Genomic DNA, 24,669 nt, shown 5'->3' with positions numbered 1-24,669 from the left:
CTGTCCTGCCCTTATTTAAACTGTTTGAGGAAACGCAGATCGTTTTCGAAGAATGCGCGCAAATCGGTCACGCCATAACGCAGCATGGTCAGACGCTCCATGCCCATGCCGAAGGCGAAGCCGGAGTAAACTTCCGGATCGATGCCGACGTTACGCAGTACGTTCGGGTGCACCATGCCGCAGCCCAGCACTTCCAGCCATTTACCGTTTTTACCCATCACATCAACTTCTGCAGACGGTTCGGTGAACGGGAAGTAGGACGGACGGAATCGTACCTGCAGATCTTCTTCGAAGAAGTTATTCAGGAAATCGTGCAGGGTACCTTTCAGATTGGTGAAGCTGATGTTCTTATCAACAATCAGACCTTCCATCTGATGGAACATCGGGGTGTGGGTCTGATCGTAATCGTTACGATAGACGCGGCCCGGCGCGATAATACGAATTGGCGGCTGCTGGTTTTCCATGGTGCGGATCTGTACGCCAGAAGTCTGAGTACGCAACAGACGGGTCGCATCGAACCAGAAGGTATCGTGGTCAGCGCGCGCCGGATGGTGACCCGGAATGTTCAGCGCATCGAAGTTATGATAATCATCTTCGATTTCGGGGCCAGTCGCCACGGTGAAGCCAAGCTCGCCGAAGAAGTTCTCGATACGATCGATGGTGCGGGTAACCGGATGCAAACCGCCATTTTCAATGCGGCGTCCCGGCAAGGAGACATCGATAGTCTCTGCGGCCAGACGGGCATTGAGCGCGGCGCCTTCCAGCTCAGCCTTACGCGCGTTCAGCGCCTGCTGCACCTGCTCTTTCGCTTCGTTAATGACCGCACCCGCTGCCGGACGCTCTTCCGGCGGCAACTCACGCAGGGTGGTCATTTGCAGGGTCAGATGCCCTTTTTTACCCAGATATTCAACGCGGACGTTGTCCAGCGCGGCAACATCTGATGCCTCGTTAATGGCTGCCTTGGCACTGGCAACCAGCTCTGCGAGATGTGACATGGTTTTCCTCATTATGTCGGTGCAGACACCGGTTTTAGTGAAACAAATATCCCGAATCTATATACGAAAAAAGCCTCCACAGGGGAGGCTTTCTGGCGCTGTTTTCCGTTTCTTCTTTCACGCGCTAGCCTCCTGAGTTCAGGTGCTAAAGTAAAAAAAGAAGCGGAAAATAGCAGCATTCATGCTTGCATTACCTTGTCTGGTAAGAAACGTCAGACCTGTATTGAAAAGCCTGCACGGATAAAAGTCAATGTATTGATAGTGTTGAAACGAAAAGAGGGAGACAAGCTCCCTCTTTCAACTGGCTTATGCCAGAGCTGCTTTCGCTTTTTCGACCAGAGCGGTGAACGCTAATTTGTCGAATACAGCGATGTCAGCCAGGATCTTACGGTCGATTTCAACAGAGGCTTTTTTCAGGCCGTTGATGAATTTGCTGTAAGAAATACCGTTCTGACGTGCTGCTGCGTTGATACGCGCAATCCACAGCTGGCGGAACTGACGCTTTTTCTGACGACGGTCACGATAAGCGTACTGACCAGCTTTGATAACAGCCTGGAAGGCAACGCGGTATACGCGAGAACGCGCACCGTAGTAACCTTTAGCTTGTTTCAAAATTTTCTTGTGACGTGCACGGGCAACTACACCACGTTTTACGCGAGCCATATGTGCTCTCCTGTATCTATTCTAATTAAAAAGTTAAAAGGGTTAACGACTTATGCGTACGGCAGGCACGCGATTACCAGGCCCAGATCGCCTTTGGAAACCATGGCTTTCGGACGCAGGTGACGTTTACGCTTGGTAGCTTTTTTGGTCAGAATGTGACGCAGGTTAGCGTGCTTGTGCTTAAAACCACCTTTACCGGTTTTTTTGAAGCGCTTTGCAGCACCGCGTACGGTCTTAATTTTTGGCATTTTAATAACTTCCACTTCGCATTGTTAATAAACGAAACAAAGGCGAACAAACCAGTGAGCCGAAGCCCACCGGAATGTTACTTGATGGCCTTACTGTTTCTTCTTCGGAGCGAGCACCATGATCATCTGGCGGCCTTCGATCTTCGTTGGGAAGGATTCGACTACTGCCAGTTCAACCAGATCGTCTTTCACGCGATTAAGCACTTCCATACCGATCTGCTGGTGGGCCATCTCACGACCGCGGAAACGCAGCGTGATCTTGGCCTTATCGCCATCTTCGAGAAAGCGAATCAGGCTGCGGAGTTTTACCTGATAGTCACCTTCATCAGTACCAGGGCGGAATTTAATTTCCTTAACCTGGATAACTTTCTGCTTCTTCTTCTGTTCCTTAGAAGACTTACTCTTTTCATAAAGGAACTTGCCGTAGTCCATGATACGACAAACTGGCGGTTCGGCGTTAGGGCTGATTTCAACTAAATCTACTCCAGCCTCTTCAGCCTTTTCGATAGCTTCTCTCAGACTCACAATACCCAGCTGCTCACCTTCCAGACCAGTTAAGCGAACTTCCTGGGCGCGAATCTCGCCATTAATACGATTCGGACGTGCCGTTTGAACTCGTTTTCCGCCTTTAATACCTTATTCCTCCAGTTGTTGAAGACTGCGGCTGCGAATCTCTTGTTGCAGCTTCTCGATCACTTCATTTACGTCCATGCTGCCGAGGTCTTTACCGCGACGGGTACGCACGGCCACTTTGCCGGCTTCAACTTCTTTGTCGCCACAGACCAACATATACGGGACACGACGTAAAGTGTGCTCGCGGATTTTAAAGCCAATCTTCTCATTTCTCAAGTCCGCTTTTACGCGAATGCCCGCATTTTGTAGTTTACGCGTCAATTCGTTAACGTATTCAGACTGAGAATCAGTAATATTCATGACCACTACCTGCACTGGCGCAAGCCAGGTTGGGAAGAAGCCAGCGAACTCTTCGGTCAGGATGCCGATGAAGCGCTCCAGCGAGCCGAGAATCGCGCGGTGAATCATTACCGGTACCTGACGCTCGTTGTTTTCGCCAACATAAGAGGCGCTTAAACGCTGAGGCAGGGAGAAGTCCAGCTGTACAGTACCGCACTGCCATGCACGATCGAGGCAGTCATACAGGGTAAATTCAATTTTCGGGCCGTAGAACGCCCCTTCGCCCAGTTGATATTCAAATGGGATGTTGTTTTCTTCCAGCGCCACCGCCAGATCCGCTTCCGCGCGATCCCAGGTCTCGTCGCTACCGATACGTTTTTCCGGGCGAGTAGACAGCTTGACGACGATTTTCTCGAAGCCAAAGGTGCTGTACATATCATAAACCATACGAATACAGGCGTTCACTTCATCGCGAACCTGATCTTCAGTACAGAAGATATGCGCATCATCCTGAGTAAAGCCGCGAACGCGCATCAGACCATGCAGCGCACCCGACGGCTCATTACGGTGGCAGCTACCGAATTCAGCCATACGCAGCGGCAGATCGCGGTAAGATTTCAACCCCTGGTTGAAGATCTGCACGTGACCCGGGCAGTTCATCGGCTTAATGCAGTATTCACGGTTCTCGGAAGAGGTGGTGAACATCGCATCTTTGTAGTTGTCCCAGTGGCCGGTTTTTTCCCACAGCACACGGTCCATCATGAACGGGCCTTTGACTTCCTGATACTGGTACTCTTTCAGTTTAGAACGAACGAAAGTTTCCAGTTCACGGAAGATAGTCCAGCCGTCATTGTGCCAGAACACCATACCCGGCGCTTCTTCCTGCATATGATACAGGTCAAGCTGTTTACCGATTTTACGATGGTCACGCTTAGCGGCTTCTTCCAGACGCTGCAGGTAGGCGTTCAGCGCTTTTTTATCTGCCCAGGCGGTACCGTAGATACGCTGCAACATTTTATTGTTGCTGTCGCCACGCCAGTACGCACCAGCGGTTTTCATCAGTTTGAAGTGATGGCAGAAACGCATATTCGGTACGTGCGGGCCGCGGCACATATCGATATATTCTTCGTGATGATACAAGCCTGGCTTGTCATCATGGCCGATGTTTTCGTCAAGAATAGAAACTTTATAGGTTTCGCCACGCTTCACGAAGGTTTCACGCGCTTCGTGCCAGCTGACTTTCTTCTTGATGACATCGTAGTTTTTCTCGGCGAGCTCGTGCATACGTTTTTCGAGCGCGTCGATGTCTTCCTGAGTCAGGGTGTGGTCCAGATCGACATCATAGTAAAAACCGTTGTCGACAACCGGGCCAATGGCCATTTTAGTGTTCGGCCACAGCTGTTTGATCGCATGACCTAACAAGTGAGCGCAGGAGTGACGAATGATTTCCAGACCGTCTTCATCTTTTGCGGTGATAATAGAAAGCGTGGAGTCAGTTTCGATCGGGTCGCAGGCGTCAACCAGCTCACCGTTTACACGTCCGGCGATGGTGGCTTTCGCCAGGCCTGGACCGATATCCAGAGCCACATCCATCGGGCTAACTGCGTGGTCGAAATGGCGTTGGCTGCCATCAGGAAGCGTAATTACAGGCATTTTATGTCCTTATTTGCAGTGGTGCCCCACACGAAAGAGCACATACAAAACAATATAATCATAATTATCAACGAGTTGTGGCTCAGCTCCCGCTTCACTCTGCGAAAATATGAGTACGCCCGTCTATCTATTGAACCGCCCTCACCTGCAGCCGCTCGTTGATAACACCGAGGGTTAGTGTACACATCATTAGTGCGCGATTAAAGACGTAATAACTAAATGGTTATTCTTCTTTTAAATAGCAAGGGGCGCTGACAATTTATCGTGGCAATTCCCGCTCATACCACGCGGTTAATTAATCGATAAATTACCTGCATACATAAATAAATCCCCCCACCGCTAAAAAATGAATGAAAAAATCATCCGTTATAGTGAGTATTCATACCCGGCAGGAAATAACAGGAATCAGGCCGGTTGCCCGGCCTGTAAATTACATTTTATAACCGAGCGACAAGGTGGTGCGGCGGTCGGTATGCTCAGGCGCCGAGGCCGGCGGCTGCGAGTTCCACGTCAGGTTATAGGCGACGCGCAGCGCAAAGTGGGCGTTGATGGCCACGTTTAATGCGCTTTCCGAATTCAGCGTCGTGTCTTCAGCCCCGAATACCGAAACACCTTGTGTAAATTTAGCGTTGTCGGTCATCTGCCACGCCCAGGTTCCGGACGCATACCCCAGCGGCTGAGTTTCGTTATCGCCATCGGTATATTCGTCATAGCGCACGCCCGGACCAAATTCAAAACGCAGGCTGTGAACCGGGCCGTTAAGGATCTGGCGACCATAACCGGCGGTCAGTACGTCGCGCTGTTGATAACCGTTGTAGCGGTCGGTCAGCCAGCTGGCCTGACCAAATACGTAGTTCATATCGGTCAGGTTATAACGACTACGGCCGCCCACGGCATATTTTTCCGAAGAGCGTTGATCGTTAGAGGACGTGTTGCTCGCATTGCCCCACAGTGACCAGGCCGTCGTGTCGCCGTACCAGGTCAGCGTGGAGTCAGCGGTCATTGATGAGCTTTTCGTATTGCCGGACTGAGCGAGATAACCCGCATTCACAGCACCTTCGAAAGGTTTTTTGGCAGTGGAAGGGTCATCCATGACGGTAAAAACGGAATCATCGGCCAGTGCGTTTACAGACGCAAAAAGCCCCCCCGCCAGCAATGCCGCTGCGGGTACTGTCTTCAAAAGCTTCATTATAACTCTCTAAAATACATATCTTCAGGACAGTACAAATGATGAATGGACCAGAGATCCCTTCATTGAATTTAGAGTCCGTACAACATTTAAGGAGACCCGACAGGTCCCGGAAACTTTCGCGAGGCGCGCTGAATGCGAGTCCTAAGAAAGGCGCTTGATTATAAAAAGGCACGAATAACTTAGCAATCAATTGCTATTTCGTTTTTTGAATAAGACGGTTCCCAAAACAATCTTTATTTCATAAAGATAAAAACACAGACATCTTTGCAAATCCGCCGCCCACCCCGCTTCCCCTTACTCCATTTCGGTGCCATGCTTAAAAAAGCAGCTTTATTCGTATTAAGGAGGAACAGGATGACCAAAATTTATACGCTCACGCTGGCCCCATCACTCGACAGCGCAACGCTGACGCCGCAAATTTATCCCGAAGGCAAATTACGCTGTAGCGCACCGGTATTCGAACCTGGAGGCGGCGGGATCAACGTCGCCCGGGCCATTACCTTTCTGGGTGGTAAAGCGACGGCTATTTTCCCGGTTGGGGGCGCCACCGGCGAGCATCTTACCGCCCTGATGGCAGACGAGCAGGTCCCGGTCGAAACAATAGAAACCCGCGACTGGACGCGGCAAAACTTACATGTGCATGTCGATGCCAGCGGTGAACAATATCGCTTTGTCATGCCCGGCGCGGCGCTAACCGAGGATGAGTTCCGCCGCCTGGAAGAGAAAGTGCTGGCGATTGAGCCCGGTTCGCTGCTGGTTATCAGCGGCAGTCTGCCTCCCGGTATCAGCGTCGAGCATCTGACTCAACTGGTAAAAAACGCGCAGCAGCACGGGCTACGTTGCATCATCGACAGCTCCGGCGATGCGCTGGCCGCCGCGCTGGACGTCGGCAACATTGAGCTGGTCAAACCGAACCAGAAAGAGCTTAGCGCGCTGGTACAGCGCGACCTCAGCCAGCCTGACGACGTACGCAATGCCGCGCTGGAGCTCATCCGCTCCGGAAAAGTACGCCGGGTTGTGGTTTCGCTGGGCCCGCAGGGGGCGCTGGGAGTTGATGCCTCCGGCAGCGTACAGGTGGTGCCGCCGCCGATGAAAAGCCAAAGCACCGTAGGTGCCGGCGACAGTATGGTCGGCGCGATGACTTTGCGTCTCGCCGAGCACGCCTCGCTGGAAGATATGGTCCGCTTTGGCGTCGCCGCCGGTAGCGCCGCCACGATTAACCACGGCACCCGTCTGTGTTCATTAGCCAATACGCAAAAAATCTACGATTACCTGTGTGCCCGCTAGTCTCGCCCCCCTTCGCTCCGGTGAAGGGGGTCAATTCGCTATCATGGTCTATGCTAGAAATTCCATGCATAACAACAGAGTGAAAAATGAGCAACGATATTACCGCGCACGTGATCACCGTTAAATTTCAGGAACAGACGCTGACCGAGATAAATGAGCTCAGCAATCATTTCATCCGCGCAGGTTTTGTCCTGACGCTCAACGACGAAGATGGAAAAACGCATGAATTAGGCACCAACACGTTTGGCCTGCTGAGCGCGCAGAGCGCCGACGACGTGCGGGCTTTAAGCGCAGGCCTTGCGGAAACCGCTCTAGGCAGACCAGCAGAGATAGCCATCACCACATTTAGCGAATGGTTAAAAGCTCAATAAGTGCGATCGCCATCGTGGAAGGCGCCAGTTGTGCGTTAGCTCGAACTTTACGGCCAGGTTATACGCTAACCTTATGATATGGTGGAAAACATGGGGAGAGACAGCATGTGGCAAGCTATTAGCAATTTGTTAAGCGAGCAGCACACTGACGGCGCTGAAATCGAACTGCGCAACGAGCTACCCGGCGGGGAAATCCATGCCGCCTGGCATTTACGTTTTGGCGGGAAAGACTACTTCGTCAAATGCGATGAACGCGAGCTGCTCCCCATTTTTACCGCGGAGGCGGATCAGCTGGAGCTGCTCTCGCGCTGTAAAACCGTCAGCGTTCCGCAGGTCTTTGCCGTCGGCAGCGATCGGGATTACAGCTTTCTGGTGATGGAATATTTACCGCCGCGACCGCTGGACGCGCATAACGCGTTTCTGCTCGGTCAGCAAATTGCCCATTTACATCAGTGGAGCGACCAGCCGCAATTTGGCCTTGATTTTGACAACGATCTGTCGACGACCCCGCAGCCGAATGCCTGGCAGCGCCGCTGGTCAACGTTTTTCGCTGAACAACGCATTGGCTGGCAGCTGGAGTTAGCGGCGGAAAAAGGACTGCACTTCGGCGATATCGACAGCATTGTCGACACCGTACAGCAGCGGCTCAGCAACCATCAGCCGCAGCCCTCTTTATTACATGGCGACTTGTGGTCCGGTAACTGCGCGCTAGGGCCCAATGGGCCGTATATTTTCGATCCGGCATGTTATTGGGGCGATCGCGAATGCGATCTGGCAATGCTGCCTCTGCATCCGGAACAGCCGCCGCAGATTTACGACGGCTACCAGTCGGTCTCGCCGCTGCCTGCTGGCTTCCTTGAACGACAACCGATTTACCAGCTTTATACCTTACTTAATCGGGCGATTCTGTTCGGCGGCCAGCACCTGGTCACCGCGCAAAAAGCGCTCGATGAAGCCCTGCAATAAGCGTAAAAAAAGGCCCTCAAAGGGGCCTTTTTCTTCAGCAAGTTTAATCCATTTTTACGCCGTTTAAGCGGAATTTGATGTTCATCGTCAAACCAGTGCCCGGCTTGCCTGCCTCGTAGCGCCATTTGCGCATCGCTGTTTTGACATCACGCTCAAACATATTGGCCGGCTTCGCAGAGAGTATCTGAATATTCTCCACGCGACCATCGGCAGTAACATCAAATTTCACGCGCACATCACCTTCAATACGCAGCGCCTGGGCACGTTGCGGGTAAGAAGGGTCGCCGCGTTTCAACGCTTTAGGACCGCTCGGCGCGGTAGTCATCGGTTTTGCCGTTGCCGCCGTCGTACTCGGCGCGGTACGCGCAGGCGCCGTATTGCTGTTCTCAAACGGCGAGACCGGGCGCGGCTCAGCGGGTTTCACCTCGCGTTTCGGCTCGACTTTTTTCTCTGGTTTAGGCTTTGGTTTCGGCTTAGGTTTGGGCTTCGGTTCCGGTTTGTGAATAACCACTGGCGCCTCTTTTGGCGGCTCAGGCACCACTTCAGGCTCCGGTTCCGGCTCCGGTTCAACAACGGGTTCAACGACCGGCTGCGCCGCCTGCGGAGGCTCTAAATCCGCCGGCGCCACCATTGTTATTTCGATTGGCTGTGAAGGCGAAGGCTTTTCAATAACCTGATGTACCGAGGTATAAAGCAACCCCGCCACAACGGCACCGTGGATAGCCACGGACAGCAGCGTTGGCCACGGAAAGCGGCGAGGTAAATCAAGGGTCATTGCGCTCATAGTCGTTTCTGTTGAAAAATGATGCCCTGATTTTAAATGCAAATAGCAATCATATTCAATAAGGCGTGTTATCCTGCATCAAATTTTGCCTCGTTTTGTGGAAAAAAACCGGCGTGCCGTGGCATGCTAAAGGCGTGCGCATCTTACATTGCTGCTCATAACGCTTTCACGTCACGTGATTTGCCTATTTTTTGATTAAGGAGCCTTGCCGTGCTTTACGTCATCTACGCAGAAGATATCGCCGATTCTCTGGAAAAACGCCAGGCGGTGCGCCCTGCCCATCTGGCGCGCCTACAACTATTACATGATGAAGGCCGTTTACTGACCGCAGGCCCGATGCCCGCGGTAGATAGCAATGAACCTGGCGCGGCAGGATTTAGCGGCTCAACGGTTATCGCAGAATTTGAATCGCTGGAAGCGGCGCAGTCCTGGGCCAACGATGACCCCTATATCGCCGCGGGCGTCTATCAGCACGTCTCGGTGAAACCTTACAAAAAAGTATTTTAATCAATAACTTAAAACACAGAGGCACCGCAAGCGGTGCCTTTCGTTTTAACTCTCAGAATTCAGAGAAGGTGAACAGCAAAGCATGACGTTGCCGTTTGACCAGGCACTTCCTGATTGAAAGAATCCGCATGTTGCGGCGAGATTGGGCTTCCAGCCAGCGCGATTTACGGCGACTTACCTGTCTAAGCATGCGCCAGCGCCCTACTTCCGTTCTACTACGCTTCATTGCTACTACTCTACGAGTGAAAAACAGCCCTCATTATAAACCGATGAATCTGTCTGACCATCGCTTTCGCTGCGTTTTTATTTGCCAGATGGATGATGATGCGTAAACTCATGGCATCGGGCTATTCAAAAGGATTTTTCATCTATGACAACCTTTTACACGGTCGTAAACTGGCTGGTCATTCTGGGGTACTGGCTGTTGATTGCCGGTGTTACATTACGCATTCTAATGAAACGCCGCGCGGTACCTTCCGCCATGGCATGGTTACTGATTATTTATATCCTGCCGCTGGTGGGAATTATCGCTTACCTCTCCTTCGGCGAACTGCATCTTGGTAAGCGTCGAGCCGAGCGCGCTCGCGCCATGTGGCCCTCCACCGCCAAATGGCTAACGGACCTGAAAAGCTGCAAACATATCTTTGCTGAAGAAAATAGCCCGGTTGCCGAATCACTGTTCAAACTCTGTGAACGTCGCCAGGGGATCGCTGGCGTAAAAGGTAACCAGCTACAGCTGCTGACCGAATCTGATGATGTGATGCAGGCGCTGATTCGAGACATCCAGCTGGCGCGGCATAACATCGAAATGGTGTTCTACATCTGGCAGCCCGGCGGGATGGCCGACCAGGTGGCGGAATCGTTGATGGCCGCCGCGCGTCGCGGCGTGCATTGTCGACTAATGCTCGATTCAGCCGGTAGCGTCGCCTTTTTCCGCAGCCCGTGGGCGGCCATGATGCGTAACGCCGGTATCGAGGTGGTTGAAGCGCTTAAAGTTAACCTGATGCGCGTGTTCTTACGCCGCATGGATCTACGTCAGCACCGTAAAATGGTGATGATTGACAACTATATCGCCTACACCGGCAGCATGAATATGGTCGATCCGCGCTACTTCAAACAGGATTCCGGCGTCGGTCAGTGGGTCGATCTGATGGCGCGAATGGAAGGCCCGGTGGCGACGGCGATGGGTATCGTCTACTCCTGCGACTGGGAAATTGAAACCGGCAAGCGAATTTTGCCCCCGCCGCCGGACGTCAACATCATGCCGTTTGAAGAGGCTAACGGGCATACCATTCATACCATTGCATCCGGTCCCGGCTTCCCGGAAGATTTGATTCATCAAGCGTTGTTAACCGCAGCCTATGCGGCGAAAGAACACCTGATTATGACCACCCCCTACTTCGTCCCCAGCGATGACCTGCTGCACGCCATCTGTACCGCAGCCCAGCGCGGCGTCGAGGTCAGTATTATTATGCCGCGCAAAAACGACTCCCTGCTGGTAGGCTGGGCCAGCCGCGCCTTCTTCACTGAACTGCTTGCCGCTGGCGTGAAAATTTACCAATTCGAAGGCGGCCTGCTACATACCAAAAGCGTGCTGGTGGATGGCGAATTGAGCCTGGTCGGTACCGTTAATCTCGATATGCGCAGCCTGTGGCTTAATTTCGAGATCACGCTGGCGATCGACGACGTGGGCTTCGGCGGCGACCTGGCGGCGGTGCAGGACGATTACATCTCCCGTTCACGCCTGCTGGATGCAAAATTGTGGGCCAAACGCCCGCTATGGCAGCGGATCGCAGAGCGACTGTTTTACTTCTTCAGCCCGTTGCTGTAAAACGTGCCCATCAGATGCTTAACGGGTAGCAATCATGGATATGGATTTAAACAATCGCCTGACCGAAGACGAAACGCTCGAACAGGCTTACGATATCTTTCTTGAGCTGGCGGCGGATAACCTCGACCCGGCAGATATCATCCTTTTCAACCTGCAGTTTGAGGAGCGCGGCGGCGCAGAACTGTTTGACCCGGCGGAAGACTGGCAAGAGCATGTCGATTACGACCTCAATCCAGATTTCTTCGCCGAAGTCGTTATTGGCCTTGCCGATACCGATGGCGGCGAGATCAACGATATTTTCGCTCGCGTTCTGCTGTGCCGGGAAAAAGATCACAAACTGTGCCATATTCTGTGGCGCGAATAAGCATTAAGCTAATGCGCCTGTAAAAAAGCCTGCCGACAGTAATATCGGCAGGCTTTTTGTTCTATACGTTATTGCGGTAATTCTGTTCCGCAAGCGTGGCAGAAACGGGCATTTTTATCATGCTCGGCGTTATTGCAGTTTGGGCAAACGCGGCGAGCGCGTCGGTTTTGCAACGCCGTAGTCATATGTGTCGTTATCAGCCCGGTTGGGATGGCGATGATAGAATAACCGATGAGAATAAGTACAGAGGCGAGTATCCGCCCTAATGGAGTATGTGGCGTAATGTCGCCGTATCCCACGGTAGTAATGGTGACGATTGCCCAATAGACCGAAGCATTTAAGGTGGTAAACCCGTATTGCGGCCCTTCAATTAAATACATCAGCGAGCCGAAAATCACCATCACAATAGCAATAAACGAGTAAAACAGAATGAGCTGATGACGGGCGCTGACGATAGCCCGCCAAAAAATATTCAGCGACGGCATAAAGCGCAGCAGTTTGAGAATACGTAGCGCCCGGATAACCCGCATGGCCCGCCAGGCAAAGACATACTCGAGGCTCATTTCCGGCCATAACCACATCACATACAGCGGTAAAACGGTCGCCAGATCGATAAATCCCCAGAAGCTGAAGATATAGCGTAGCGGATTCGGCCAGCTTATAACGCGTAGAATATATTCTGCGGTGAAGACCGCGGTAACCCCCAACTCCAGCCAAACAAAAACATGCCACTCATCAAGCGACAGGTGATATTGCGAGCCGAGTCCGGACTCAACAAAAATAATGACCACGCTTAACAGGGCGAATAAACCGCAAAGCCCTTCAAAACGACGGCCGGAGCGACGAGTTTGATCGAAGAGTAGATGGTATAGCCGCAAACGGGCGGCGGAGAGCGAAACTGCCACGTTAACCTCACAATAAAAAAGGGCTGACATCAGTCAGCCCGAGTGATTATAACGGGTCTACCTTCAGGCAGGAAACCGCATGGCGGAAACTGCCCTCCAGCACCGGCCGCGTTTTGGCGCATTCGGGCCCGGCCAATGGACATCGGGTGCGAAATACGCAACCCGAAGGCGGATTAATCGGTGAAGGTAATTCCCCTTCCAATAGTTGGATGGTTTTATTCTTCTCCAGATCCGGATCCGGCACCGGTACGGCCGACATCAGCGCTTTGGTATAAGGATGCAGCGGATTATGATACACCTCATCATAGGTGCCCAACTCCACCGCATGGCCTAAATACATGACCAACACGCGGTCGGAAATGTGTTTCACTACCGCCAGGTCGTGGGCGATAAAAATCAACGACAGCCCCATCTCCCGCTGCAGCTGCTGTAGTAAGTTCACCACCTGCGCCTGAATGGAAACGTCCAGCGCCGATACTGGCTCATCGCAAATAATCAATTTAGGCTCAAGGATCAGCGCGCGAGCGATACCAATGCGCTGACATTGGCCGCCGGAGAATTCATGCGGATAGCGGTTAATCAGGTTCGGCAACAGGCCGACCTTCATCATCATCGCCTTCACGCGATCGCGCACTTCCTGACGAGACATCTTAGGATGATAGGTCCGCAGCGGTTCAGCGATAATTTCGCCAATGGTCATACGCGGATTCAGTGAGGCCAGCGGATCCTGGAAGATCATCTGGATATCGCTGCGCACATCGCGCCACTCTTCCGGTTTCATGCCCAGCAGGTCTTTACCCAGCCAGGCGACTTTACCGTCAGTAGCTTTCACCAGACCGATAATGGCGCGGGCGAAGGTTGATTTACCGCAACCGGATTCGCCGACCACGCCCAGCGTTTCGCCTTCATACAGGCGCAGAGTGACCCCATCAACCGCTTTGAGCGTTTTTGACGGTTGCCAGAACCACTGCTTGCCATCTTTAATATCAAAATGCACTTTCAGATCGGCAATTTCGAGCAGCACTTTTCTTTGTTCGATCACGGCGTTCATAGCAGATCCCCTACCGGTTTAAAGCAAGCGCGCAGGCGGCCTGGCGCAAACGACTCCAGAGGCGGAGCGCTATTACAGATTTCCATGGCATGCGGGCAGCGCGGCTGGAACGGACAGCCTTTCGGCAGACGCAGCAGGTTCGGCGGGTTACCAGGAATCGTTAGCAAGGAATCGCCTTCGCCATCGAGACGCGGTACCGCATTGAGTAAACCAATCGAGTACGGGTGCGACGGTTGATAGAAGACGTCGCGCGCCTGACCGTATTCCATGGTACGCCCGGCATACATCACCAGAACCTTATCGCAGATCCCCGCTACCACGCCGAGGTCGTGGGTAATCATAATAATCGCGGTGTTAAACTCGCGCTTCAGCTCGTTAAGCAGGGTCATGATCTGCGCCTGCACGGTAACGTCCAACGCGGTGGTCGGTTCATCGGCAATCAGCAGTTTTGGCCGACATAACAGCGCCATGGCAATCATCACGCGCTGGCGCATCCCGCCGGAGAACTCGTGCGGGAACATCTTCATGCGCTTACGTGCTTCCGGCATCTTCACCGCATCGAGCATTCTTACCGACTCTTCAAAAGCCGCGGCTTTGCTCAGTCCTTTATGCAGCATCAGCACTTCCATCAGCTGCTCGCCAACCCGCATATAAGGGTTCAACGACGTCATCGGGTCCTGGAAAATCATCGAAATCTGTTCGGCACGCAGCTTATTCAGATCGCGCTCGGGCAAATTAAGGATTTCGCGACCGTTAAAAGTGGCGGAACCGCTAATATGACCATTCGCGGCCAAAAGCCCCATTAGCGCGAATGCCGTTTGCGATTTCCCGGAACCTGACTCACCGACGATTCCTAAGGTTTCGCCGGCCCGCAGGTTAAAATTCAGATCGTTAACCGCGGTGACATCGCCGTCCGGCGTTTTAAACGTCACCCGAAGATCCTTCACATCCAGCAGCAGACCGCTTTGCTGCGCGGCCTGCGGCGCTTTAGCCATTTCAATTGTGCTCATGACGGCGCTCCTTAGCGGTCTTTCGGGTCGAGGGCATCACGCAGGCCATCGCCGATAAAGTTAAAACAAAACAGCGTTACCACCAGGAAACCGGCAGGGAACAACAACAGCCACGGCGAGACTTCCATTGAGTTGGCGCCATCACTGAGTAACGCGCCCCAACTGCTCAGCGGTTCCTGGGTGCCAAGGCCGAGGAAGCTCAGGAAGGATTCGAACAGAATCATGCTGGGTACCAGCAGTGAAGCGTAAACCACCACCACACCCAGGACGTTCGGCACAATATGACGAATAACGATATTCGCGGTGGAGACCCCGCCGACCTGCGCGGCTTCGATGAACTCTTTACGTTTCAGACTCAGGGTCTGACCGCGTACGATACGCGCCATATCCAGCCACGACACCATCCCGATAGCCACAAAGATCAGCAGGATGTTCTGACCAAAGAAGGTCACCAGCAGGATCACGAAGAACATGAACGGGAAGGAGTTGAGGATTTCCAGTAAACGCATCATCACCGAGTCCACTTTGCCGCCGAGATAACCGGAAAGCGAACCATAGAGGGTGCCGAGGATCACCGCCACCAGCGCCGCAGCCACGCCAACCATCAGCGATATGCGTCCGCCAATCGCCACGCGCACCAGCAGGTCGCGACCGGATGAATCGGTGCCAAAATAGTGACCAGACTCCATATCCGGAGCGTTAGACATCATTCCCCAGTCGGTATCGAAATAGGAGAACTGCGACAGCATTGGAGCGATAGTCACAAACAACGCAATAATCACCAGCACAATCAGGCTGGCCACCGCCGCGCGGTTATGCATAAAGCGGCGACGCGCGTCCTGCCACAGGCTACGGCCTTCAACTTCCAGTTTCTCACTGAAGTTCTCCAGCGCCTCGCTATTTTTCTTACTTAACATCATGGCGAACTCCGGCTTCAGTAGCGAATTTTCGGATCGATGACGGCGTACAGCACGTCGACGATCGCGTTAAACAGAATGGTCAGCGCGCCGACCAGAATCGTCAGGCTGAGCACCAGCGAGTAGTCGCGGTTAAGCGCGCCGTTGACGAATAACTGGCCAATACCCGGCAGGCCGTAAATTGTCTCGATAACCATTGAGCCAGTGATAATGCCAACGAACGCCGGGCCCATATAGGAAAGCACCGGCAGCAACGCAGGCTTCAGCGCGTGACGGAAGATAATTCTGCGCATCGGCAGGCCTTTCGCCCGCGCGGTGCGGATGAAGTTAGAGTGCAAAACTTCAATCATCGAACCGCGGGTGATACGGGCGATACTGGCAATATAGGCCAGCGATAACGCCACCATCGGCAGGATCATAAATTTCAGCGCCCCGCCGTTCCAGCCGCCGCCAGGCAGCCAGTGCAGCGTGATGGCGAAAATCATCACCAGCAGCGGCGCCACCACGAAACTCGGTATGACGACGCCGGTCATTGCCACCCCCATCACCGCGTAGTCCCATTTGGTATTCTGTTTTAAGGCGGCAATAACCCCGGCGCTAACGCCAAGAATCACGGCTAATAAGAAGGCTGCAAGGCCCAATTTGGCGGAAACCGGGAAGCTTGATGCAACCAGATCGTTCACCGAATAATCTTTATATTTGAAGGAAGGACCGAAATCACCGTGCGCCAGTTGCTTCAGATAATTGAAGTACTGGGTCATGATGGGGTCGTTTAAATGATATTTCGCTTCAATGTTCGCCATGACTTCCGGCGGCAGCGTGCGTTCACCGGTAAAAGGACTGCCCGGCGCGAGGCGCATCATGAAGAAAGAGATAGTAATAAGAATAAATAGCGTCGGAATCGCTTCCAGACAGCGACGTAATATGAATTTTAACATTGCCCGTACCTTCTGGCCTGTGCCTATCGAGTGCGATGAATTCAGACACGGTGGGGCAAGCTCAGCCTGCCCCACGTCTTGCCATTAATGTTTGATAATATAAAGGTTCTTCACGTAAATATTATCCAACGGGTCTTTACCGGTATAACCGCCAACCCACGGTTTAACCAGGCGTGCGTTCACATAGTAGTAAACAGGAACAATCGCGGAATCTTTATCCAGCTGTTGTTCGGACTGCGCGTACAGCTCGGCACGTTTCGCTTCATCGGTGACCTGCAGAGTATCGCCGATGATCTTATCGAATGCCGGGCTCTTATAATGCGCCGTGTTGTTAGAGCTGTCGCTGAGCATGGTGTTCAGGAACGATGTCGGCTCATTGTAATCAGCGCACCAGCCGGCGCGCGCGACATCGAAGGTGCCCTGATGACGGCTATCGAGGAAGGTTTTCCACTCCTGATTTTCCAGCTTAACGTTAGCGCCAAGGTTTTTCTTCCAGATGGACGCCACGGCGATAGCCAGTTTTTTATGTAAATCAGAGGTGTTATACAGCAGGTTAAAGGTCAGCGGCTTATCAGCGGTATAGCCGGCTTCCGCCAGCAATTTTTTCGCTTCTTCATTACGCTTGTCCTGAGACCATTTGAACCACTCCGGCTCAACGAGTTTCATGCCGTCGGTGTATGGCGGGGTATAACTGTAAGCCGGCAGATCGCCCTGGTTTTTCACTTTATTAACGATAATATCGCGATCCAGCGCCAGTTTAAGCGCGGTACGGACGCGTACGTCGGTAAACGGCGCTTTCTGGTTATTGATTTCGTAATAATAAGTACACAGATAAGGATCGACGTGAACTTCTTTCGGGATCTCTTTTTTCAGCTTCTGGAACAGTTCAATCGGCATGTTGTTATAGGTCATGTCGATTTCGCCGCTGCGGTAGCGGTTGACATCGGTAACTTCAGAAGAAATTGGCAGGTAAGTTACCTGGTTAATAACGGTTTTGGCGTTGTCCCAGTAATTCGTATTACGCTCGAGCACAATACGTTCGTTCACCACCCAGTCTTTTAATTTATAGGCGCCGTTGGTGACGATATTCGCAGGCTGCGTCCATTTCTCGCCATATTTTTCGATGGCGGCTTTTGGTACTGGAGAAACAGATGGATGGACGAGGAGTTTATAGAAATACGGGACCGGTTCGCTCAGCGTGACTTCAAATGTTTTGTCATCGATTGCTTTGACGCCGAGATCGGTTGCCGGTTTTTTGCCGGCAATAATCTCATCGACGTTAGCCACATGGCCGTACTGGAGATAGCTGGCGTAAGGTGATGCCGTTTTCGGGTCGGCCAGACGCTGCCAGCTATAAACGAAATCTTGCGCGGTAACCGGTGAACCGTCGGACCATTTGGCATCTTTGCGAATATGGAAAGTCCAGACTTTAAAATCCTTGTTATCCCACGATTCGGCAACGCCCGGAACTGGATGGCCGTTAAGATCGCCAATCACTAACCCTTCAAACAGATCGCGGTTAACGTTGGACTCCGGTACACCTTCAATTTTATGCGGATCCAGAGATTGCACCTCTGCCCCGTTATTACGTACCAGCGTTTGTTTATCCGCCAGTTGCACCCCGGCAGGGACATCAGCTGCCATAGCAACATTTGCGGTGATGAGCGCAGATAAAATTCCCGCCGCTACCAGACTTTTTTTAGTGATGATGGTCATGTGTTGTTACTCCACTCATTATAATTACTGGTTATTTAACCAGCCTGTTATTTTTCCCTTATAGGGATTCTGTACAGTGCAGGAGTCTTTGCCGCTGTCAGATTCTACTGCTTGCTATCACCGACTTATTTATTACGACCGCTCAAACGGCAGCCTTGACGTCGATTCTTTATCCCCTGTCCAGAGGGGGAATGCCGGCACAATGAGTTATGTAATAATAATTCTCATTTGTGCACATTATTTAGTTAGCGATCAGGCCGGAAAGTACCAAAACGGTTTCTTGTCCGCCAATGCAATTTGCAAATATGTTACCGGATTCTCTTTTATTGTTTTTTTTACCGTGCTTAACCTGAGACTTATGACGTTTAAAAATCAAAAATAGCGTTTAAAATCACACAGATAGGAACACCCTGTCGTTTTACGTTCCCGCTCTGTACGCAAAGTTGCTTTTTTGCACAAAAATTTAACAATTGTCTAATTTTTAGCACATTAATCTGCTGTCTCGAAGAAATTACTAATATCATTTCGATGATCCGACAGCAAGCGCCAGAGAATGATGTGACAAAAATAACAGTGATGAGGGGAGAAAAACAGTCTGACGAGATAGAATAAAAACAACTAACAATATGATAAATATAAAATAAAATCATTATCAGCAAAAGTTATCGCTTGCCATTTATAGCAACGACAGGGATAAGTTTTGCTAATAATCTTTCAAACGCGAGGCTCAGCGCCCCGCGTCTGCTGCGTCAGTCACCCTGTTAATCCAGGAAACAGCGCTTTAATCCCGGTGACGATAAACTCGATCCCTAAAGCCATCAGCAACAGACCCATGATACGCGTAATGACGTTAATTCCGGTCTGCCCCAGCAATCTGACCAACCATGGGGCCATGCGAAAGATTCCCCAACAACAGGCGGCAAACAGCGCAATGGCGATTGAAAAACCGATCAGATGGGCAATTGAGTGATAACGCGTGCCCCACACGATCGTGGAACTTATCGCCCCCGGCCCCGCCATTAAAGGCAGCGCTAACGGTACGACACCGATGCTTTCACGAATGGCCGTCTCCGACTTTTCCTGTTTGTTTTGTTTATCCTCGCCGAGTTTCCCGCTGATCATCGACATGGCGATAGTCACCACCAGGATCCCCCCCGCGATACGGAAAGAATCAATTGAGATGCCGAAAATTTGCAAGATTCCATCACCGAGGAAAAGCGAGGTAAGGAGGATGATAGCCACCGACAGGTTAGCCGTCAGATTCGTCTTATTACGTACCAGCGCCGTCTGATAACTGGTCATACTAATGAAAACCGGAATGATGCCGACCGGATTGACCAGCGCGAACAGGCCGATAAAAAATTTAAAATAAACAGCGAAATCAAACAACGGTAGGGTCACAGTGAACTCCGCAGCACCATTAAAAAAGGCTGTTGACAGCGTCAGTACGAATTAATTTGGCAGAAGATACCCTTTTCATAGCCACAATTCATCTCAAATATGCAGCCGCGGCTGATTGATTTTATTTGTTATATATTTGTTTAATGTATGCGCTTTATTCATTAAATATGCATACCTTATCACTCCTCATGATTTAACTGGTCAATTATTGCCCTGCTGAAAGGTATCAGCATCGCCAAATATTGATCCAAATCACGTAATTCATACTCAGAAGTGAGTAATCTTGGCTACACCAACAGAGTGAAAGGCCGAAGTACCTGAGTGCGTAGTAAGACAAAGCTTTTTTAGTAAATCAGTGTGTTCAAAGCGTTAGAAATCTTTACGTTAACATTTACATGCAAGCTGTTAACAGCCTGTCTATAATGTCGAATCGAGCTACTGTTTTACTAAAAAAGTTTAACATTATCAGGAGAGCATTATGGCTGTTACTAATGTCGCTGAACTTAACGCACTTGTAGAGCGCGTAAAAAAAGCCCAGCGTGAATATGCCAGTTTCACTCAAGAACAAGTTGATAAGATCTTCCGTGCCGCCGCTCTGGCCGCTGCAGATGCTCGAATCCCTCTCGCAAAAATGGCCGTTGCCGAATCCGGCATGGGTATTATTGAAGATAAAGTGATCAAAAACCACTTCGCCTCCGAATATATCTACAACGCCTATAAAGATGAAAAAACCTGTGGCGTCCTGTCTGAAGACGACACTTTCGGTACCATCACCATTGCTGAACCAATCGGTATTATTTGCGGTATCGTCCCGACTACCAACCCAACCTCAACGGCAATCTTCAAATCGCTGATCAGCCTGAAGACGCGTAACGCCATCATCTTCTCTCCGCACCCGCGTGCTAAAGACGCAACTAACAAGGCGGCGGATATTGTATTGCAGTCGGCGATTGCCGCAGGCGCGCCGAAAGATTTGATTGGTTGGATCGACCAACCTTCAGTAGAACTGTCTAATGCATTGATGCACCACCCTGACATCAACCTGATCCTCGCCACCGGTGGCCCAGGTATGGTTAAAGCCGCTTATAGTTCTGGTAAACCAGCTATCGGCGTTGGCGCAGGCAACACGCCGGTTGTTATCGATGAAACTGCCGATATTAAACGCGCAGTAGCGTCCGTACTGATGTCAAAAACCTTCGATAACGGCGTTATCTGTGCTTCTGAACAGTCTGTCGTCGTCGTTGACTCTGTATACGATGCCGTTCGCGAACGCTTTGCCAGCCACGGCGGCTACCTGCTGCAGGGCAAAGAACTGAAAGCCGTTCAGGACATTATCCTGAAAAATGGCGCGCTGAACGCGGCTATCGTTGGTCAGCCAGCGGCAAAAATCGCCGAACTGGCGGGCTTCACCGTGCCGGCCACCACTAAGATTCTGATCGGCGAAGTTACCGACGTTGACGAAAGCGAACCGTTCGCTCACGAAAAACTGTCCCCGACGCTGGCAATGTACCGTGCGAAAGATTTCGAAGACGCGGTCAATAAAGCAGAAAAACTGGTCGCTATGGGCGGTATCGGCCATACCTCCTGCCTGTACACCGACCAGGACAACCAGCCGACTCGCGTGGCCTACTTCGGCCAGATGATGAAAACCGCGCGTATCCTGATCAACACCCCGGCTTCTCAGGGTGGTATCGGCGACCTGTATAACTTCAAACTCGCACCTTCCCTGACTCTGGGTTGTGGTTCCTGGGGTGGTAACTCCATCTCTGAAAACGTTGGTCCGAAACACCTGATCAACAAGAAAACCGTTGCTAAGCGAGCTGAAAACATGTTGTGGCATAAACTTCCGAAATCTATCTACTTCCGTCGTGGCTCACTGCCAATCGCACTGGATGAAGTGATTACTGATGGTCACAAACGCGCGCTGATTGTGACTGACCGCTTCCTGTTCAACAACGGTTATGCAGACCAGATCACTTCCGTATTGAAAGCGGCTGGCGTAGAAACCGAAGTATTCTTTGAAGTTGAAGCTGACCCAACGCTGACCATCGTGCGTAAAGGCGCGGATCTGGCCAACTCCTTCAAACCAGACGTAATCATCGCGCTGGGCGGCGGTTCCCCGATGGATGCTGCCAAAATCATGTGGGTCATGTATGAGCACCCGGAAACCCACTTCGAAGAACTGGCGCTGCGCTTTATGGATATCCGTAAACGTATCTACAAGTTCCCGAAAATGGGCGTCAAAGCCAAGATGGTTGCCATTACCACCACTTCCGGTACCGGTTCTGAAGTTACCCCGTTCGCCGTGGTAACCGACGATGCAACTGGACAGAAATATCCGCTGGCCGACTACGCGCTGACTCCGGATATGGCGATTGTCGATGCCAACCTCGTCATGGATATGCCGAAGTCTCTCTGTGCCTTCGGTGGTCTGGATGCCGTGACTCACGCCCTGGAAGCTTACGTTTCCGTACTGGCCTCTGAGTTCTCTGATGGTCAGGCTCTGCAGGCGCTGAAACTGCTGAAAGAGTATCTGCCGGCCTCTTACCATGAAGGTTCTAAAAACCCGGTAGCCCGTGAACGTGTGCACAGTGCCGCCACTATCGCTGGTATCGCGTTTGCTAACGCCTTCCTGGGCGTGTGCCACTCAATGGCTCACAAACTGGGCTCGCAGTTCCACATTCCGCACGGTCTGGCAAACGCCCTGCTGATCTGCAACGTTATCCGCTATAACGCGAATGACAACCCGACCAAGCAGACCGCATTCAGTCAGTATGACCGTCCGCAGGCGCGCCGTCGTTATGCCGAGATCGCAGACCACCTGGGTCTGAGCGCTCCGGGCGACCGCACTGCTGCGAAAATCGAGAAACTGCTGGCATGGCTGGAAAGCCTGAAAGCTGAACTGGGTATTCCGAAATCTATCCGCGAAGCCGGCGTTCAGGAAGCTGACTTCCTGGCTCACGTTGATAAGCTGTCTGAAGACGCCTTTGATGACCAGTGCACCGGCGCTAACCCGCGCTACCCTCTGATCGCCGAGCTGAAACAGATTCTGCTGGATACCTACTACGGTCGTGACTTTGTCGAAGGCGAAGCTGCGGCTGTGAAAAAAGAAGCAGCGCCAGTCAAAGCAGAGAAAAAAGCGAAAAAATCCGCTTAATTCACGGCATTGATATGAACGAAGCCCCATCTATTGATGGGGCTTTTTTTATTTTCATACTTTATTAACGTTTGCCTACAGAAGTACAAAAGACAATAAACCTGGTAATATCTGAATACAGGAACCGATTCCATAAAAGACAACAGGCGCCATATAGGCGCCTGAAGGTAATGAAATTAAAGAATTATTCGCAGTGACGCAGCTTACTTTGCACCTGGGTTAACGAACCGATATTCAGCGCCTCTTTATAATGCTTACGACAGACGGAAACGTAGCGCTCATTACCGCCAATAACTACCTGCTCCCCCTCATTGTACGGGCGCCCTTCCTGATCAAGACGTAAAACCATGCTTGCCTTTCGCCCACAGAAGCAAATCGTTTTTAATTCAACCAGCTTATCTGACCATGCTAACAAATACTGACTACCGCTAAATAACTCACCGCGAAAGTCCGTACGCAATCCGTAGCACAATACCGGGATATCGAGCTCATCCACCACTTCAGAGAGCTCGTGGACCTGTTCACGGGTCAGGAACTGGCTCTCGTCCACCAGCACGCAATGAATGGGCTGGCGGGCATGCTCCGACGCGATATCGGCATATAACGACGTCTGAGGATTATACAGCCGCGCCGGCGAAGAGAGCCCGATTCGCGAGCTCACTTTGCCAGAACCAAAACGGTCGTCAATTTCAGCGGTATAAACGACGGTACGCATCCCTCGTTCCTGGTAATTGTACGAAGACTGCAACAGCGCGGTAGACTTACCGGCATTCATTGCAGAATAGTAAAAATAAAGTTGTGCCATCGGCTGCGTAACCCCAATCAATGTGTTTTACCGCGCAATTGTATCATATATTACCGAGCCGACCGTGCTTTCACAGGGGGTATTGCTGGCAGGCTGATAATGCTTTACAAAAAATGAAACGACCAGCGAATGAATAGCGTCAGGCACCACCGTCGCCGCGCCAGCGGATACAAATCATTGTCGTTTTGTGCTTAAACCGCCATTCTCCGGACAACTATAATGGGTTTTGGCCGCCAATTTATATTAAGCATCACCGTAACTAATGCGCTAAAACTGAAGAGCGATATTTATCCACGTGAAGTATAAATTTACTCTCGAAACGCGGGAAAATCATCCTGACTCATGGTTTTAGCGCCAGTGCGTATGCTTAAGCTATAAGCGAGAAGATGTGAGGTCGCGCGAAAATTTAACTTAAATTATTTAATCAACCAGACAAATAACAAGTAATTTTGAATTCCTTACATTCTCCCCTATTGCACATCTGATTTTATCGCTCTATTATTACTTCAACAAACCACCCCACAATATAAGTTTGAGATTACTACAATGAGCGAAGCACTTAAAATTTTGAACAACATCCGTACTCTTCGTGCGCAGGCAAGAGAATGCACCCTTGAAACGCTTGAAGAGATGCTGGAAAAATTAGAAGTTGTTGTTAACGAACGTCGCGAAGAAGAAAGCGCCGCTGCTGCAGAAATTGAAGAGCGTACTCGTAAACTGCAACAGTACCGCGAAATGCTGATCGCTGACGGTATTGATCCGAATGAACTGCTGAGCACCATGGCGGCAGTTAAAGCTGGCACCAAAACTAAACGTGCTGCACGTCCGGCTAAATACAGCTACGTTGATGAAAACGGCGAAACTAAAACCTGGACTGGCCAGGGTCGTACTCCGGCAGTCATCAAGAAAGCAATGGATGAGCAAGGTAAAACACTGGACGATTTCCTGCTCTAATTAGCTTTATGCTTGATATAAAAATCCCGCTTCGGCGGGATT

Annotated in this window: 25 protein-coding genes and 1 other annotated feature; of the genes, 8 read left to right on the top strand and 17 right to left on the bottom strand. The window is 51.3% G+C overall.

Translation table 11 applies throughout. From position 1 onward, the window contains the following. Positions 1–11: 11 nt before the first annotated feature. The 7 genes from pheS to PGQ95_RS09460 form a co-directional block, all read right to left on the bottom strand. Positions 12–995, bottom strand: a complete 984-nt coding sequence (pheS, locus tag PGQ95_RS09490) for a phenylalanine--tRNA ligase subunit alpha (RefSeq protein ID WP_015367044.1) — start codon at positions 993–995, stop codon at positions 12–14. A 63-nt stretch (positions 996–1,058) separates the two neighbouring features. Continuing rightward, positions 1,059–1,183, bottom strand: a sequence feature (Phe leader region). After that, positions 1,134–1,178, bottom strand: a complete 45-nt coding sequence (gene pheM, locus PGQ95_RS09485; RefSeq protein WP_001386830.1) for a pheST operon leader peptide PheM — start codon at positions 1,176–1,178, stop codon at positions 1,134–1,136. (Overlaps the previous feature by 45 nt.) A 118-nt stretch (positions 1,184–1,301) precedes the next feature. Further along, positions 1,302–1,658, bottom strand: coding sequence for a 50S ribosomal protein L20 (rplT, locus tag PGQ95_RS09480; RefSeq protein ID WP_004102963.1), 357 nt, complete (start codon positions 1,656–1,658; stop codon positions 1,302–1,304). Positions 1,659–1,708: 50 nt separating this feature from the next. Further along, positions 1,709–1,906, bottom strand: a complete 198-nt coding sequence (gene rpmI, locus PGQ95_RS09475; RefSeq protein ID WP_001124225.1) for a 50S ribosomal protein L35 — start codon at positions 1,904–1,906, stop codon at positions 1,709–1,711. 90 nt (positions 1,907–1,996) lie between these two features. Next, complete coding sequence (infC, locus tag PGQ95_RS09470; protein WP_004189469.1) at positions 1,997–2,539, bottom strand: translation initiation factor IF-3; 543 nt, start codon at positions 2,537–2,539, stop codon at positions 1,997–1,999. Positions 2,540–2,542: 3 nt separating this feature from the next. Continuing rightward, positions 2,543–4,471, bottom strand: a complete 1,929-nt coding sequence (thrS, locus tag PGQ95_RS09465) for a threonine--tRNA ligase (RefSeq protein WP_045374332.1) — start codon at positions 4,469–4,471, stop codon at positions 2,543–2,545. Positions 4,472–4,901: 430 nt separating this feature from the next. Next, positions 4,902–5,660, bottom strand: a complete 759-nt coding sequence (locus tag PGQ95_RS09460; protein WP_015705111.1) for a DUF481 domain-containing protein — start codon at positions 5,658–5,660, stop codon at positions 4,902–4,904. A 357-nt stretch (positions 5,661–6,017) separates the two neighbouring features. Here PGQ95_RS09460 and pfkB point away from each other — a divergent pair, with 357 nt between their 5' ends. The 3 genes from pfkB (at position 6,018) to PGQ95_RS09445 (ending at position 8,287) form a co-directional block, all read left to right on the top strand. Next, positions 6,018–6,950, top strand: a complete 933-nt coding sequence (gene pfkB / locus PGQ95_RS09455; protein ID WP_087857936.1) for a 6-phosphofructokinase II — start codon at positions 6,018–6,020, stop codon at positions 6,948–6,950. Between the two features lie 86 nt (positions 6,951–7,036). Then, the gene (ghoS, locus tag PGQ95_RS09450) at positions 7,037–7,321 is read left to right on the top strand and encodes a type V toxin-antitoxin system endoribonuclease antitoxin GhoS (protein ID WP_087857937.1); all 285 of its coding nucleotides are present in this window, start codon (positions 7,037–7,039) and stop codon (positions 7,319–7,321) included. 105 nt (positions 7,322–7,426) lie between these two features. Next, a complete protein-coding gene (locus PGQ95_RS09445) occupies positions 7,427–8,287 on the top strand; it encodes a fructosamine kinase family protein (RefSeq protein ID WP_087857938.1) in 861 nt (286 codons plus the stop codon). Between the two features lie 43 nt (positions 8,288–8,330). Here the strand turns inward: PGQ95_RS09445 and tonB are convergent, their stop codons facing one another. Further along, positions 8,331–9,071: a TonB system transport protein TonB gene (gene tonB / locus PGQ95_RS09440; protein ID WP_087857939.1), complete on the bottom strand. Its 741-nt coding sequence runs from the start codon at positions 9,069–9,071 to the stop codon at positions 8,331–8,333. A gap of 210 nt (positions 9,072–9,281) precedes the next feature. Here tonB and PGQ95_RS09435 point away from each other — a divergent pair, with 210 nt between their 5' ends. Next, positions 9,282–9,578, top strand: coding sequence for a YciI family protein (locus tag PGQ95_RS09435; RefSeq protein WP_015367051.1), 297 nt, complete (start codon positions 9,282–9,284; stop codon positions 9,576–9,578). A 52-nt stretch (positions 9,579–9,630) separates the two neighbouring features. Here PGQ95_RS09435 and PGQ95_RS09430 read toward each other — a convergent pair whose 3' ends face one another. Then, positions 9,631–9,804, bottom strand: a complete 174-nt coding sequence (locus tag PGQ95_RS09430; RefSeq protein ID WP_086538044.1) for a YciY family protein — start codon at positions 9,802–9,804, stop codon at positions 9,631–9,633. A 144-nt stretch (positions 9,805–9,948) separates the two neighbouring features. Between PGQ95_RS09430 and cls the strand changes: the two genes are divergently transcribed. After that, positions 9,949–11,409 (top strand): cardiolipin synthase, encoded by a 1,461-nt coding sequence (gene cls, locus PGQ95_RS09425; RefSeq protein ID WP_045397543.1) that lies wholly within the window; start codon positions 9,949–9,951, stop codon positions 11,407–11,409. A 34-nt stretch (positions 11,410–11,443) separates the two neighbouring features. Then, positions 11,444–11,773: an HI1450 family dsDNA-mimic protein gene (locus PGQ95_RS09420; RefSeq protein ID WP_015367064.1), complete on the top strand. Its 330-nt coding sequence runs from the start codon at positions 11,444–11,446 to the stop codon at positions 11,771–11,773. 68 nt (positions 11,774–11,841) lie between these two features. Here PGQ95_RS09420 and PGQ95_RS09415 read toward each other — a convergent pair whose 3' ends face one another. The 7 genes from PGQ95_RS09415 to PGQ95_RS09385 form a co-directional block, all read right to left on the bottom strand. Continuing rightward, positions 11,842–12,708 carry an ion transporter gene (locus tag PGQ95_RS09415; protein WP_162750197.1) on the bottom strand — a complete coding sequence of 289 codons (867 nt, stop codon included), beginning with the start codon at positions 12,706–12,708 and terminating at the stop codon, positions 11,842–11,844. Positions 12,709–12,724: 16 nt separating this feature from the next. Then, complete coding sequence (gene oppF, locus PGQ95_RS09410; RefSeq protein ID WP_059304977.1) at positions 12,725–13,729, bottom strand: murein tripeptide/oligopeptide ABC transporter ATP-binding protein OppF; 1,005 nt, start codon at positions 13,727–13,729, stop codon at positions 12,725–12,727. Beyond that, positions 13,726–14,739 (bottom strand): ABC transporter ATP-binding protein, encoded by a 1,014-nt coding sequence (locus PGQ95_RS09405; protein ID WP_113374162.1) that lies wholly within the window; start codon positions 14,737–14,739, stop codon positions 13,726–13,728. The genes oppF and PGQ95_RS09405 overlap by 4 nt, the downstream gene beginning before the upstream one ends. Before the next feature lie 11 nt (positions 14,740–14,750). Beyond that, positions 14,751–15,659, bottom strand: a complete 909-nt coding sequence (gene oppC, locus PGQ95_RS09400; RefSeq protein ID WP_087857941.1) for an oligopeptide ABC transporter permease OppC — start codon at positions 15,657–15,659, stop codon at positions 14,751–14,753. A gap of 14 nt (positions 15,660–15,673) precedes the next feature. Next, a complete protein-coding gene (gene oppB / locus PGQ95_RS09395; RefSeq protein ID WP_015367069.1) occupies positions 15,674–16,594 on the bottom strand; it encodes an oligopeptide ABC transporter permease OppB in 921 nt (306 codons plus the stop codon). An 84-nt stretch (positions 16,595–16,678) separates the two neighbouring features. Continuing rightward, a complete protein-coding gene (oppA, locus tag PGQ95_RS09390; RefSeq protein ID WP_045397547.1) occupies positions 16,679–18,310 on the bottom strand; it encodes an oligopeptide ABC transporter substrate-binding protein OppA in 1,632 nt (543 codons plus the stop codon). A 753-nt stretch (positions 18,311–19,063) separates the two neighbouring features. After that, entirely contained in the window at positions 19,064–19,711 is a 648-nt protein-coding gene (locus tag PGQ95_RS09385) for a YchE family NAAT transporter (protein ID WP_045397549.1), read from the bottom strand. A gap of 478 nt (positions 19,712–20,189) precedes the next feature. Here PGQ95_RS09385 and adhE point away from each other — a divergent pair, with 478 nt between their 5' ends. Continuing rightward, positions 20,190–22,868 (top strand): bifunctional acetaldehyde-CoA/alcohol dehydrogenase, encoded by a 2,679-nt coding sequence (adhE, locus tag PGQ95_RS09380; RefSeq protein WP_430917834.1) that lies wholly within the window; start codon positions 20,190–20,192, stop codon positions 22,866–22,868. 184 nt (positions 22,869–23,052) lie between these two features. On the opposite strand, the gene tdk is transcribed toward adhE, so the two are convergent. After that, complete coding sequence (tdk, locus tag PGQ95_RS09375; protein ID WP_045397553.1) at positions 23,053–23,673, bottom strand: thymidine kinase; 621 nt, start codon at positions 23,671–23,673, stop codon at positions 23,053–23,055. A gap of 546 nt (positions 23,674–24,219) precedes the next feature. Here tdk and hns point away from each other — a divergent pair. Next, the gene (hns, locus tag PGQ95_RS09370; protein ID WP_004103116.1) at positions 24,220–24,627 is read left to right on the top strand and encodes a histone-like nucleoid-structuring protein H-NS; all 408 of its coding nucleotides are present in this window, start codon (positions 24,220–24,222) and stop codon (positions 24,625–24,627) included. Positions 24,628–24,669: the final 42 nt, after the last annotated feature.

The sequence above is a fragment of the Klebsiella sp. 141240 genome, from assembly GCF_050600805.1.
Taxonomy (GTDB): Bacteria; Pseudomonadota; Gammaproteobacteria; order Enterobacterales; family Enterobacteriaceae; genus Klebsiella; species Klebsiella aerogenes.
The sequence above is the reverse complement of the archived record's forward strand: the minus strand, read 5'-3'. Positions and strand labels throughout refer to the sequence as shown.